Annotated in this window: 13 protein-coding genes and 1 other annotated feature; of the genes, 4 read left to right on the plus strand and 9 right to left on the minus strand. The window is 53.7% G+C overall.

Annotated elements, in window-relative coordinates:
- Positions 1-22: 22 nt before the first annotated feature.
- Positions 23-907 carry a LysR family transcriptional regulator gene (locus tag NM10_RS05290; protein ID WP_020310566.1) on the minus strand — a complete coding sequence of 295 codons (885 nt, stop codon included), beginning with the start codon at positions 905-907 and terminating at the stop codon, positions 23-25.
- A gap of 464 nt (positions 908-1,371) precedes the next feature.
- Positions 1,372-1,616, plus strand: a binding site (T-box leader).
- Positions 1,617-1,698: 82 nt separating this feature from the next.
- Between NM10_RS05290 and NM10_RS05295 the strand changes: the two genes are divergently transcribed.
- Together NM10_RS05295 and NM10_RS05300 are read left to right on the plus strand one after the other, a co-directional pair.
- Positions 1,699-2,985, plus strand: a complete 1,287-nt coding sequence (locus tag NM10_RS05295) for an O-acetylhomoserine aminocarboxypropyltransferase/cysteine synthase family protein (protein ID WP_020310567.1) — start codon at positions 1,699-1,701, stop codon at positions 2,983-2,985.
- 24 nt (positions 2,986-3,009) lie between these two features.
- Entirely contained in the window at positions 3,010-3,945 is a 936-nt protein-coding gene (locus tag NM10_RS05300; RefSeq protein ID WP_020310568.1) for a homoserine O-succinyltransferase, read from the plus strand.
- Between the two features lie 196 nt (positions 3,946-4,141).
- Here NM10_RS05300 and upp read toward each other — a convergent pair whose 3' ends face one another.
- The 8 genes from upp to NM10_RS05340 form a co-directional block, all read right to left on the minus strand.
- Positions 4,142-4,765, minus strand: a complete 624-nt coding sequence (upp, locus tag NM10_RS05305) for a uracil phosphoribosyltransferase (RefSeq protein WP_020310569.1) — start codon at positions 4,763-4,765, stop codon at positions 4,142-4,144.
- 17 nt (positions 4,766-4,782) lie between these two features.
- Entirely contained in the window at positions 4,783-5,220 is a 438-nt protein-coding gene (gene rpiB / locus NM10_RS05310) for a ribose 5-phosphate isomerase B (RefSeq protein ID WP_014017127.1), read from the minus strand.
- A gap of 70 nt (positions 5,221-5,290) precedes the next feature.
- Positions 5,291-6,343, minus strand: coding sequence for an L-threonylcarbamoyladenylate synthase (locus NM10_RS05315; RefSeq protein WP_020310570.1), 1,053 nt, complete (start codon positions 6,341-6,343; stop codon positions 5,291-5,293).
- A gap of 5 nt (positions 6,344-6,348) precedes the next feature.
- Positions 6,349-7,206 (minus strand): peptide chain release factor N(5)-glutamine methyltransferase, encoded by an 858-nt coding sequence (gene prmC, locus NM10_RS05320; RefSeq protein ID WP_020310571.1) that lies wholly within the window; start codon positions 7,204-7,206, stop codon positions 6,349-6,351.
- Positions 7,199-8,287, minus strand: a complete 1,089-nt coding sequence (prfA, locus tag NM10_RS05325; protein WP_020310572.1) for a peptide chain release factor 1 — start codon at positions 8,285-8,287, stop codon at positions 7,199-7,201. Before prfA ends, prmC begins: the two co-directional genes overlap by 8 nt.
- A gap of 10 nt (positions 8,288-8,297) precedes the next feature.
- Complete coding sequence (locus NM10_RS05330; protein WP_192813546.1) at positions 8,298-9,212, minus strand: DUF1385 domain-containing protein; 915 nt, start codon at positions 9,210-9,212, stop codon at positions 8,298-8,300.
- 48 nt (positions 9,213-9,260) lie between these two features.
- A complete protein-coding gene (gene rpmE, locus NM10_RS05335) occupies positions 9,261-9,470 on the minus strand; it encodes a 50S ribosomal protein L31 (protein WP_014017132.1) in 210 nt (69 codons plus the stop codon).
- 50 nt (positions 9,471-9,520) lie between these two features.
- Complete coding sequence (locus tag NM10_RS05340; RefSeq protein ID WP_020310574.1) at positions 9,521-11,212, minus strand: AAA family ATPase; 1,692 nt, start codon at positions 11,210-11,212, stop codon at positions 9,521-9,523.
- A 138-nt stretch (positions 11,213-11,350) separates the two neighbouring features.
- On the opposite strand from NM10_RS05340, the gene NM10_RS05345 reads away from it, so the two are divergent.
- Together NM10_RS05345 and NM10_RS05350 are read left to right on the plus strand one after the other, a co-directional pair.
- Complete coding sequence (locus tag NM10_RS05345) at positions 11,351-11,929, plus strand: helix-turn-helix domain-containing protein (RefSeq protein WP_020310575.1); 579 nt, start codon at positions 11,351-11,353, stop codon at positions 11,927-11,929.
- Between the two features lie 172 nt (positions 11,930-12,101).
- The gene (locus NM10_RS05350) at positions 12,102-12,440 is read left to right on the plus strand and encodes a transposase (RefSeq protein WP_020310576.1); all 339 of its coding nucleotides are present in this window, start codon (positions 12,102-12,104) and stop codon (positions 12,438-12,440) included.
- The last annotated feature ends 160 nt before the right edge of the window (positions 12,441-12,600 follow it).

Consider the following 12,600-nt stretch of genomic DNA (forward strand, 5'->3'; position numbering starts at 1 on the left):
TAGTCTTTTAGTCGTCAAACTCCTATTTTTCCGGGCTGCCGTTGACGGCCTGCCAGACCTGGGCGACGAACTTGCCCGCTGCTGGGGACATTTCCTGGATATCTGGGACGGCGATGCCCAGCGAAATCGACTGGGCCGGGGCCAGAGGCCTAAGTTCGACGCGGCCAGCCCACTTCTCCGTCGTCAGGCGGTTGTTGACGCTGATTCCCAAACCCTCTTCGACCATGCAGTACGCCGTATACGGGTCGGTCGTCGTGAAGCGGACATCGGGCTGGACCTGATTGGCTGCCAGGAAGCGGTCGATATCCGTATCGTGATCCGGCAGAGGGATGATAAAAGGCGCCCCGTTCAGCCATTCTACGGGAATCTCCTTTTCCGCCGTCCAGGGATGATCCGGCGGCAGCCAGACGACGAGCTCATCGTCCTTCAAGGGAATCCAGTCATAGGCCACATCCGCTCCGGGCTTGGCGGCCAGACAGCAGTCGACGGCCTTCTCATTGAGCCACTGGGCCAATTCCTGATTCGTCCCTTCTAACAAATGGACTTCCACCTTGGGATACTGGGCCTGGAAACGGCGCAAAATCTTCGGCAGCCACGCCGCGGCGGCACTATAATAACTGCCGATATTGAGGACCCCGGCCAGGACGCCTTGAATGGCCGCCCCCAAGTCGGCGGCCTTTTGCGAAGCCCTGACGACTTCCTGAAAGGCCGGCACCATCTGCTGGCCATTGGCCGACGGCCGGACGCCCTGCTTGTTGCGCACGAGCAGAGGGAAGCCGATTTCCTTCTCCAGCGAACGGATCATACGGGTCATCCCCGACTGAGTATACCCCAGTTCCTTGCCGGCCGCCGTCAGACTGCCATATTGAATCGCCAGGAGCAAAGCCTGACATTTTATACTATCCATATCACTTATTCACCCATTTCGTCATGACATACATGCTAAATCACCGTTTGTGTCATATCTTATTGTACCGTATAATAAGGCCATCCGTAAAGGATTAGACCCAAATGAGGACCCATTATGACTACTTTATTACCCTTCGCCTCAGACTATATGGAAGGCGCATACCCGGAATAACCATGAATTTCACAGCTCAAAGTGGATACGGTACTGATTATTCGTTCATCGAAATTCGGTCCTGTCGGCCCTAACGGTTCAAAAAGGCTCTGGGACGGCCCCTATGCACGAGGCCGCTGTCCGTGTATTTTTTCGGTCCGCAGGACCGCGGCGGCCAGCGAACTGCCTCCTAATAATTCACTGCGTTTTGTTGAAACATATAACGTTTAACGTCAATTTACTTGAAATTTTTTGCGAAAATCATTTGACAAAGTCCGTTTTTGATGGTAGACTTACGTCAACAACTTGATAGTGTTGCAATGAAGAGAAGAGTACACGATAGGAATTGGCACAGAGAGTTCCCATTTGGTGAAAGGGAATGCAAGGGTCATCGTGGAAGATGGACTCCGAGCAGATTGGTCGAACAGTTAGGCCGTCCGGGCGTGCCCGTTACAGCACTATAGTATTCAAGGCTCATTTGCCTGCGTACCTGAAGAGGCTCATCCTGTGAGGGATGAGTAAAATTGGGTGGTATCACGGTGCTTCCGTCCCTTACTTGGGACGGAAGCTTTTTTTATTACAAGGCTTTCAAGTTTATATTACATTATATATTTTTTAATATTAGGGGGAAATGTATTATGAGCGAAAACACAAACTACAAATTCGAAACATTACAGCAGCATGCAGGTCAGGTACCGGATCCGGCAACGGGTGCCCGCGCCGTTCCTATTTACCAGACCACATCTTATGTCTTTAAAGATACACAGCAGGCCGAAGACCGCTTCGCTTTGAAAGACGCTGGCTACATCTACAGCCGTCTGACCAACCCGACGCAGGACGTCCTGGAAAAACGTATCGCAGCCCTCGAAGGCGGCACAGCCGGTTTGGCTACAGCCAGCGGCGCTTCGGCTATCGCCTACTCCATCATCAACCTCGCCGGTTCTGGTGACGAAATCATCGCTGCTCCAACCTTGTACGGCGGCACAGTCGAACTGTTCAGCGAAACCTTCAAACACCTCGGCATTACGACGCACTTCGCCGATCCCGACGACCCGCAGTCCTTTGCCGAATACATCAACGACAAGACCAAAGCCATTTACCTCGAAAGCCTCGGCAACCCGGCCATCAACATTCCGGACTTCGAAGCTATCGCCAAAATCGCACACGACAACGGCCTTCCGGTCATCGTCGACAACACCTTTGCTACGCCGTTCCTCTTCCGCCCGCTCGAACACGGTGCTGACGTCGTCGTCCATTCGGCTACGAAATTCATCGGCGGCCACGGCACGACCCTCGGCGGCCTCATCGTTGAAAACGGCAAATTTGACTGGGCTGGCTCGGGCCGTTTCAAAGAATTCGCTTCGCCTGACGAATCCTACAATGGTGTCAACTTTGCCAAGGATATCCCTGGTGCCGGCTTCGTAACCCGTATCCGCGCCAAAGCCCTCCGCGACCTCGGTGCCTGCATCAGCCCGTTCAACGCATGGCTCCTCATCCAGGGCCTGGAATCCTTGTCCCTGCGCATCGAACGCCACGTCGCTAACGCCCAGAAAATCGCCGACTTCCTGGAAAACCATCCGAAAGTCGCTAAAGTCAACTATCCGTCCCTCCCGTCTTCGCCGTACTACAAACTGGCTCAGAAATACTTCCCCAAGGGAACCGGTTCGATCTTCTCCTTTGAATTGAAAGACGGCTATGCAGCTGCCCGTAAATTCATCGACAATGCGGACATCTTCTCCGACCTGGCTAACGTCGGCGACTCCAAGTCCCTCCTCGTTCACCCGGCTTCGACGACGCATCAGCAGCTTTCGGAAGAAGCTCAGCGCGCCTGCGGTATCACACCGGGCACGATCCGTATCTCTGTTGGCCTCGAAAACATCGAAGACCTCCTCGCCGCTGTTGAAAAAGCACTGGAAACCATCTAAGACTATTGTAAGGAGAAATGCACTATGCCTATTAAAATTGCTGACGGTCTTTCCGCCAAGGAAAAACTTCACGAAGAAGGTATCTTCACCATCGATAAGGGGCTGGCCCTCCATCAGGATATACGGCCGCTGCGCATCCTTATCCTCAACCTGATGCCTTTGAAGAAACCGACAGAGCTGCAGCTTCTCCGCCTCCTCGGTGATTCACCGCTCCAGGTCGAAGTGGACTTCTGCCATACGGACAGCCATGAGAGCACCCACACCGACCCGTCTTATTTAGAAGAAAACTACTACGTCTTCGATGAAATCAAGGATAACTACTACGACGGTTTCATCATCACCGGCGCCCCGGTCGAACAGATTCCCTTCGAGTCTGTCGACTACTGGCCGGAAATGAAGACTTACTTTGAATGGGCCAAGACACATGCCTTCTCGACGCTCCACTTCTGCTGGGGCGCCCAGGCAGCCCTGTATTACTACTATGGCATCGAAAAGCGTCTCCTGCCGGCCAAGCTCTTCGGTATCTTTGAATACCAGCTGACCCAGAAGCACCATCCCCTCCTGCGGGGCTTCGATGACCGTTACTTCATCCCCCAGTCGCGGCATACGGCGATTAACGACATCCAAGTCTACAATACGCCGCAGCTCGACATCCTCTCACGGTCCGTCGAAAACGGCATCAACATCATCGGTACGCCGGATCACCGCCGTTTCTTCGTCCTTGGTCACTTCGAGTACGACCGGCGGACCCTGGAAGAGGAATACCTGCGGGATAAGAAAAAGGGCCTGCCCATTGCCGTGCCCAAGAACTACTATCCTGGTGACAACGATACCAAGCAGCCGTACTTCACGTGGTGCAGCTACGCTCACCTGTTCTATCACAACTGGCTGAACATCGTCTATCAGGAAACACCTTATGATTTACAAGCCATCGCCAAGGTCCATCCTTGTGCGCATTGAAAAAAGGCCTGTCGCATTTGCGACAGGCCTTTTTTACACCGTAGGGGGCGCCACGTGGGCGACCCGTTGTGAATGTGGATGATTCTCTAAACTGGACAGAAAATCACACAGATTCCAGGGCGGGCTCGCCACGTGCGAGCCCCTACAATAAACTACAAACGATCTTTATTTTCGCTAAACGACCTACAATGAACGATTACTTCGTTCCGAAGATGCGGTCGCCGGCATCGCCTAAGCCGGGAACGATGTAGCCTTGGTCGTTGAGTTTATCATCGAGGGCAGCGACGTAGATGCGGACGTCTGGATGGTCGGCGTTGACTTTCTGGACGCCCTGGGGCGCTGCGACGAGGCACATGAGCTTGATGTTCTCGATGCCTTTTTCTTTGAGCAGCGTAATGGCAGCCGATGCACTGCCGCCGGTAGCCAGCATGGGGTCGACGATGATGAAATCACGGTCTTCTACATCGGGCAGCTTGCAGTAGTATTCGACCGGTTCCAGCGTCTGCGGGTCACGGTAGAGGCCGATGTGGCCGACTTTGGCCGTCGGGATGAGGTTGAGCATGCCCTGTACCATGCCCAGACCGGCGCGCAGGACCGGGACGATGCCCAGTTTCTTGCCGCTGATCTGTTTGCCTATCATCTTGGCAACAGGCGTTTCGATTTCGACGTCTTCCAAGGGCAGGTCCCGTGTGATTTCATAGCCCATGAGCATGGTGATTTCTTCCAGGAGGTTGCGGAAATCCTTCGAACCCGTTTCCTTTTTCCGCATGAGTGTGACTTTGTGCTGAATGAGCGGATGATCCATTACTTGTACGTGCATGTGTGAAATCCCCTTTCCTATTTATCCATTTCTGCAATCTTGGCGACGCGGACAGCGTGGCGGCCGCCATCAAAACCAGTGGAGAGGAAGATACGGACGATTTCTCTGGCCAGGCCCGGGCCGATGACGCGGCCGCCCATGGTCAGGATGTTGGCGTCATTGTGGCGGCGGCAGTATTCTGCCGAGAAGCAGTCGTGGCAGAGAGCGGCCCGGATGCCGTGGACTTTGTTGGCAGCAATGCCGATGCCGATACCTGTGCCGCAGACGAGGATGCCCCGGTCGAAAGTGCCGTCAGCGACGGCTTCAGCGACTTTCTTGGCAATGTCCGGATAATCGCAGCGTTCGCCCGTCAGGGTGCCGTAATCGGTGAATTCAATGCCTTGTTCCTTCAAATATTCTTTGATGTTTTCTTTCAGGTCAAATCCGCCGTGATCGGCGCCGAGTACTAATTTCATAATCAATTCCTCCCATATATGCTGATAAATTCAGTTTTATTATACCCCTTTCGGAGTCATGTGAAAAGGTTTAACCGACAATGACCACGTGGCCGCCGGCAGCTTTTTTCATGCGGTTCATGATAGCCAGGCCCAATCCCTCATCGTCGATGCCTTCGGCCAGGATGATATCGACCTGGTCGCTGTCAAAGGACAAGAGGCCCGTGTAGAGCTGGTTGGCCAGGGCTTCCTTGTCGCCATGGCGACCCCAGATATACATATCTTTATGTGGGAACGAGGCCCCTACTTCTTCGCTGACCAAAAAGCCGACGGTTTTGCCTTCGCCCTTGGCCTGGTCGTATAAGGCCTGCAGTTTTTCCGTCACCTTGTCGACAGGGCCGACGACGACGGTCATCGGTGCCGATGGCGCATAGTGGCGGTATTTCATGCCCGGCGCCTTGGGGACGCCCTTGCCCGTGACCAGCGTCGTATCGAGCTGGACGTGAGGTACGACTTCCTGAAGCATCTCGACAGTGACGCCGCCGGGACGCAGGATGGTGACGCCGTCGTCGCCGTTACATTCGACAATCGTCGATTCGACGCCGATGTGGCAGGGACCGCCGTCGATGACCATATCGACGCGGCCGTCCATGTCGTGCATGACTTCTTCGGCCGTCGTCGGGCTGGGCCGGGTCGACAGGTTGGCGCTGGGACCGGCTACGGGGACGCCGGCACAGCGCAGGAAGGCCCGGCAGATATCGTGGTCCGGGCAGCGCAGGGCTACCGTATCAAGGCCGCCCGTCGCCGCATCAGGCACGATGGGCTTGCGCGGCAGGACGATGGTCAGCGGTCCCGGCCAGAAGCGGTCCATGAGCTTCTGTGCCGTCGGCGGGATGACAGCCGCTGCCTGGCGGGCCCCTTCTTCGTCGGGCACGGTCAGGATGAGCGGGTTATCGCTGGGCCGGCCTTTGGCGACGTAAATGCTGCGGCACGCGTCGGCGTCGAGGCCATTGGCACCGATACCGTAGACCGTTTCCGTCGGAAAGACGACCAGGCCGCCGTCGCGGATGATCTGGCCCGCTTCTTCGAGGATGGCTTTCTGTTTCTCTATATCCGTAATTTCTACAAGTTTCGTCTGTTTCATCGTCTCTACTCTTTTCTGGAAAATACGAGGACCCTGTCGATGCCGCCGTAATCCTTGACGGTCTGTTCGTGGTCATAGGCGCCATGGCGGCAGAAAACAGCCGTCACGGCGTCGGCCTGGCCGGCGCCGATTTCGACGGCACAGTGGCCGCCGGCTTTGACGTAAGCCGGGCTTTCTGCGGCGATGCGGCGATAGAATTCCAGTCCGTCGTCGCCGCCGTACAGGGCCAGGGCCGGGTCGTGGCGCACTTCCGGCTGGAGATGTTCCATATCGCCCTTGGTCAGGTACGGCGGATTGGACACCAGCCAGTCACAAGCGCCTTGCGGAACCTTGGTGAATAAATCGCTTTCGATCCAGGTCACGCGGCCGTCTAGGCCCAGGGTACGGCCATTTTCAGCGGCTATGGCCAGGGCTTTGGGCGAAATGTCGACGCCCTTCCCCGTGGCCTGCGGCAGATAGTGGAGCAGGCTGAGGATGATGGCCCCGCTGCCCGTACCGATGTCGATGATGGCCGGCGCCGTCCCTTCGGCAGCGGCGACGACAGTCTCGACGAGCATTTCCGTTTCCGGCCTGGGAATGAGGACGTCTTCACTGACCTTGAAATCGAGGCCCATGAAGGCCTTGGTACCCAGGATGTGGGCTACAGGCAGGCGGTCAGCCCGCTGTTTGACCATCGCCCGGTAGGCGGCCAGTTCTTCACCGTTCATGGGTTCGTCATAATGGGCGTACAGGTAGATGCGCTCTTTATGCAAGACGTGGGCCAGGAGGATTTCCGCATCGAGGCGCGGCGAATCGATGCCTTTGCCGGCAAAGTACTGTTGCGTCCATTGCAGCAAGGCACCGATAGTCCAAATCTTATTCATCTTCGGCTTCTTTCATCAATTCCGCCCGGCGGGCTTCGGCCAGGGTCTGGATGAATTCGTCGATATCGCCGTTGAGAATGTTATCCAGCTTGTACAGGGTCAGGTTGATGCGATGGTCCGTCACGCGGCCCTGCGGGAAGTTATACGTGCGGATACGTTCGCTGCGGTCGCCCGTACCGACCTGGCTGCGCCGTTCTTCCGTCAATTCGGCATCGGCCTTCTGCTGGGCCTGGTCGAGGAGGCGGGCTTTCAGGACGCGCAGGGCCTTGGCACGGTTTTCCAGCTGGGACCGTTCATCCTGACATTCGACGACCATCCCAGTCGGGATATGGGTCATGCGGACGGCAGAACTCGTCTTATTGACGTGCTGGCCGCCGGCACCGGAGGCGCGGAAATAGTCGACGCGGACGTCGTCCATGTTGAGGTCGATTTCGACGTCTTCCGCTTCCGGCAGGACGGCAACGGTTGCCGTCGACGTGTGGATACGGCCGCCGGCTTCGGTGACGGGCACGCGCTGGACGCGGTGGACGCCCGATTCATATTTCAACTTGCCATAGACGCCAGAGCCTTCGACGGAGAAGACGACTTCCTTGAAGCCGCCCAGTTCCGGTGCGTTGGAACTGATGATGCTCGTCTTCCATCCCGGCTGTTTTTCGATGTATTTCATGTACATGCGGAACAAGTCGCCGGCAAAGAGGGCTGCTTCGTCGCCGCCGGCTCCGGCGCGGATTTCCATGATGACGTTCTTGTCATCCCGCGGGTCCTTGGGCAGCATGAGGACGTGCAGCTGGTCTTCCAGATCGGCCTGTTCCTTAGTGAGGCCGTTCATTTCTTCCTTGGCCATGGCGATGAGGTCATCGTCGCTGTCGGGATCGTCGATGATTTCCTTGTCGCCGTCGATGGTGCTGGTAATGTCTTTGTATTTGCGGAATGTTTCGACAATCGGCATCAGCGAAGCGTGTTCCTTGGTCAGTTTCTGCCATTCGTCCTGACGGGCGATGACAGACGGGTCGCTGATCTGCTGTTCCAGGTCCATGAATTTATTCTCTACGGCCTGGACTTTATCCATAAAAGAGCTCATAAGGTCCTCCTCATTTCAATTCGTTCGATTCATTTTCTTCATCAGCCGGCTTGGCGGCGTTGAGGGCTTCGATAGCCACTTCGATCTGGTCGGCATGGGGTTCCCGCGTCGTCAGATACTGGAGCCACAGGCCCGGACGGAATAAGGCTTGAATGACCGGATTCTGGGTGCGGCCGGCGAGGCGTATCATTTCATAACTGATGCCGGCGACGACGGGCATGAGCAGCACGCGGGATGCGATGCGTTCGACGAGATTCGGCCAGCCCAAAAAGGCAAAGACGAAAATCGACACGACCATGACGATGAGCAGGAAATTCGTACCGCACCGCGGATGGAGGCGGCTGTGGCGCTTGACGTTCTCGACGGTCAGCTCTTCTCCCGATTCATACGTCCAAATGGTCTTGTGTTCGGCACCATGGTATTCAAAGACGCGGCGGATGTCCGACGTCAGGGAAATCCCCCATATATATAATAGAAATATAGCGAGGCGCAGGACCCCTTCGACGACGTTCAGGCGAAAGGCACTGTCAGCCACGCCGGGAATAAACTTGGCTGCATACGTCGGGATGGCCAGGAAAAAGACGATGGCCAGGACGACAGACACGGCCATAGTCAGGGCCATCTGCGTGTTCGACAGCTGCTCATCTTCTTCGCCGGCAGCCTGGGCCGAATAGGACAGGCTCTTCATGCCGTATACCAGGGACTCGCACAAGGCAACACTGCCCCGCAAAAAAGGCTTCTTCAAAATCGGATACCGTTCGGTAATGGAGTGAACGGCGTCTTTCTTTACAGTAATTTCACCGGACGGCGTCCGCACTGCTGTGGCAATGCTGACAGGACCGCGCATCATAACCCCTTCGATGACGGCCTGGCCGCCGACGTACGTCTTCGGTTTCTTCAAAGAGTTGCCTCCATTTCTGTACATACAAATAGAGCAGAGCATTTCTGCTCTGCTGCCCACTTGTACTGCTGCTTATTTAGCTGTTTTACCATAACGTTTATTGAACTGTTCGATACGGCCGCGAGCCTGCTGAGCGCGCTGCTGCCCCGTAAAGAACGGATGGCATTTGGAGCAAATTTCAACACGCAGTTCCGGTTTCGTAGAACCTGTTTCAAACGTATTGCCGCATGCGCAAGTAACTTTCGCATTCGGGTAGTACTTCGGATGAATACCTTCTTTCACCACTTACACCTCTTTCTGTATCAATCATTCAAAACCTATGCTAGAATAGTTTAGCACATTGGCCCTTGAAATGCAAGGATTTTTTTCCCGCAAAAGGCGATACCGTATTTCCATACACGCTGAATTCCCCGCTGGCGGAATTCCGTCACGTATTCTCTTTCTTCAATCTGCTGCAACGCCTCTTTGGCCTTCGCCGCCATGTCAGCTTCCCTCGAAGCCACTTTGAATTCCATGATGACGCCGGCCTTAGACACATCCTTGGGAATAATTGCCAGGTCGAAGCGGCCGTACCCGCTTTCCCGGTTCGATTCGATAATATAATCGGATACAAATAACGCCGTCATGCCAAGGACGAAGCCGTGATAGAAACTTTCTTTATTGGCCGTATCATATACGCTGACCAGGTCCCGGAGATAGCCTCCCAGCAGTTCCGAAAAGGCCTTTCCGTTGCCTGAAAGTAAATCATCGAACATGGTTTCCAGCCGGGACACGGAAAATCGACCTCTCATCTTGTCAAGGATTTCAAAACGATATACATCCTGTACTTCCCGGTTGGGAATGACCAATTCACAGCGTATGCCGCCGATTCCCCGCTTGCGGCTGACAGCCGTCAAATAGCCCGTCGTCAGCAGCATCGTATAGAGGGCATCCGTATCCCGGCCAATATCTTCATAAATGACGCCTTCCCGTATCAAAGCCGTCACATGGCGCCCCTGTAAAAGAGACAGTAAATCCGTCTCCGTTTCAGCCGTCACATGGCGCAGCATTTCCCGGATAATGCCATTTCCCGACGTATTGACCCAATAATCTCCGACATCACCGTGACGGAAAAAATTGACAATCGACCAGGGATTATAAATCTCCGCCCCACCGAAGAGATAGCCATCATACCACGCTTTCAAGGCCGGAAGGGCCGTGGTCATGGAAAGGTCTTCTGCCATCTGGGCCACTTCCTGTGGCGTAAATCCAATGACATCCCGATAGGCAGCATCCATGACGGAGCAAACGTCGAGATTATTCAAATCGCTGAAAATACTCTCTTTGGCCACCCGCAGGACCCCCGTCAGTACGGCAAAATCCAAGTCGCGATTGCCCTTCAGGACACTGCCCAGGAACTGTTTCATAAAAGCGATGCACTCTGTATAAAAGCCATGTTCCCAAGCCTGCTGAATCGGCGCATCGTATTCATCGAGCAATAAAATGACAGGCTTGCCGAAATGCTGATGCATCATCTTGACCAATAGTGTCAGGGCCAGCTGCATTTCATTCTGCCCGGCCCCCTGCTTTTTCAGTGCCAGGAAGCGCCTGCGTAAATCCGGGTTCACAGCCGGACTCTCTGCCAAATACTCATGGTCGATGAACCAATAACTAATCCAGGAACTCAGGGATTGCAGCATCTGCGGCCAAGTAAGGTCCTTCAAATCTTTCAAAGACAAGAACAGCACCGGATACTGGCCGCGATGGGCCATGTAGGCAGCGCCGGCTCCTTCGATAGCCAGTCCGTCGAAGAGACGGCGGCTCTGTGCCTCTTTTTCGACAGAAAAGAAATGCTCCAGCATACTCAGGGTCAAGGTCTTACCGAACCGCCGCGGCCGCGTAATCAGCGTCACCGCACTGTGCCCGTCGATGAGCTGGCGGATAAAATCCGTCTTGTCGACGAAATAATAATGCTTACTCCGTATATCAAAAAAATTATCGACACCAATCGGCATCTGCCACTTCATACCATCACCTTCTTTCATAGGCGGGGGCCTTCTCCTGTTCTTTGTCTTTTATTATAACAAGAATCACGAGAAACAAAAAGAGGAGCCACGCCATGAAGGGTGAGCTGCCCCCCAATAGTTAGACCAAAAATCTAACGATTGGGGGTCAGTTTTTTTATGGCAAAACACAGTTATGAATTTAAGAAAAAAATAGTACTGGAATACTTGAGCAGTGACGAAGGGTGTACTTCTATTTCACGTAAATATGGAATGGAAAGTAGCAGCCAATTGCTAAAGTGGACTGCAGCCTACAAAGCATTTGGAGATGATGGATTGAAAAGATCTCGCTCTCGAAAAATATACTCTTTCAAAGAGAAACTTTCTGTGGTACAGTCTTACTTAACAAGCGAATTTTCATATCAGGAACTAGCCCTTCAAGTAGGAATCAACAATCCGACAATGATTGCCAGATGGGTCAATGAATTTAAAATAGCTGGGCCGGATGCATTACGGCCACATAGGAAAGGCAGGAGAAGAACTTTGAGCGAATCACGAACCAGAAAACCAGATACTCAGGAGCAGAAGCCAGTCGTCGATGCCAGCGTGGAACATGTCCAGGAGTTAGAGGATGAAAATCTCAAACTCCGGATAGAGAATGCTTTTTTAAAAGAACTGAGGAGACTGCGTTTAGAGGACGAAGCAAAAACGAGAGGGTTGCAAAAATCATCTGCAGTCTCCGAAGATCATTCAAATTAAACGATCTTCTCTCCTATACGCAGATGCCCAAGGCAACCTATATGTACTGGCAGAAACGGTTTGACCGTGAGAATCCCGATCAAGTATAATGGGCCTGTGAATTCAGACCAGTACTGAAAATTTTAAGAGTGCATGATATAGTATTAAGTAACGAAAATTGGAGGATGCTATCATGCCAAGAAAAAAGTACACTTCTGAATTTAAGACCAAGATTGTTCTGTCAATTCTTCAAGGCGACAAGGAATTCAATGTCATCTGTTCTGAAAACGGCCTGAACCCAAACATGGTCAGAAAATGGAAGCAAGAATTCCTGCAAAATGCCCATCTTGCCTTTGGTGCAGATTCTGAGCGTAAGGCCGTTCAGAGGAAGGAGGACGATCTGAAGAAAAAGAATGACCAGATGCTAAGGACCATCGGTCAGCTTACGCTTGAGCGCGACTTTCTTCAGGACTGCTTTCGCCAAGCTGGGGAGGCCATCCCAAGAATCCCGGAATATGATCAGAAAGGATAACGGCCTTTCCATACGTCGTCAGTGCGAATTACTGGGACTGAACCGTTCCGGCCTATATTACACACCTACAGGACCAAACCAAGCTGCTGTTAGGCTTGATGAATCGTTAATGGAACGTATCGACCACTGGCATACCAGGTGTCCCTACCTAGCTCTCGTA

This window comes from Megasphaera sp. NM10, from assembly GCF_000417505.1.
Taxonomy (GTDB): Bacteria; Bacillota; Negativicutes; order Veillonellales; family Megasphaeraceae; genus Megasphaera; species Megasphaera intestinihominis.

Bases quoted from the DNA above. Each gene is read 5' to 3' on its own strand.
- NM10_RS05290 (WP_020310566.1), bottom strand. From the start codon at position 907: ATGGATAGTATAAAATGTCAGGCTTTGCTCCTGGCGATTCAATATGGC.
- NM10_RS05295 (WP_020310567.1), top strand. From the start codon at position 1,699: ATGAGCGAAAACACAAACTACAAATTCGAAACATTACAGCAGCATGCA.
- NM10_RS05300 (WP_020310568.1), top strand. From the start codon at position 3,010: ATGCCTATTAAAATTGCTGACGGTCTTTCCGCCAAGGAAAAACTTCAC.
- upp (WP_020310569.1), bottom strand. From the start codon at position 4,765: ATGCACGTACAAGTAATGGATCATCCGCTCATTCAGCACAAAGTCACA.
- rpiB (WP_014017127.1), bottom strand. From the start codon at position 5,220: ATGAAATTAGTACTCGGCGCCGATCACGGCGGATTTGACCTGAAAGAA.
- NM10_RS05315 (WP_020310570.1), bottom strand. From the start codon at position 6,343: ATGAAACAGACGAAACTTGTAGAAATTACGGATATAGAGAAACAGAAA.
- prmC (WP_020310571.1), bottom strand. From the start codon at position 7,206: ATGAATAAGATTTGGACTATCGGTGCCTTGCTGCAATGGACGCAACAG.
- prfA (WP_020310572.1), bottom strand. From the start codon at position 8,287: ATGAGCTCTTTTATGGATAAAGTCCAGGCCGTAGAGAATAAATTCATG.
- NM10_RS05330 (WP_192813546.1), bottom strand. From the start codon at position 9,212: ATGTACAGAAATGGAGGCAACTCTTTGAAGAAACCGAAGACGTACGTC.
- NM10_RS05340 (WP_020310574.1), bottom strand. From the start codon at position 11,212: ATGAAAGAAGGTGATGGTATGAAGTGGCAGATGCCGATTGGTGTCGAT.
- NM10_RS05345 (WP_020310575.1), top strand. From the start codon at position 11,351: ATGGCAAAACACAGTTATGAATTTAAGAAAAAAATAGTACTGGAATAC.
- NM10_RS05350 (WP_020310576.1), top strand. From the start codon at position 12,102: ATGCCAAGAAAAAAGTACACTTCTGAATTTAAGACCAAGATTGTTCTG.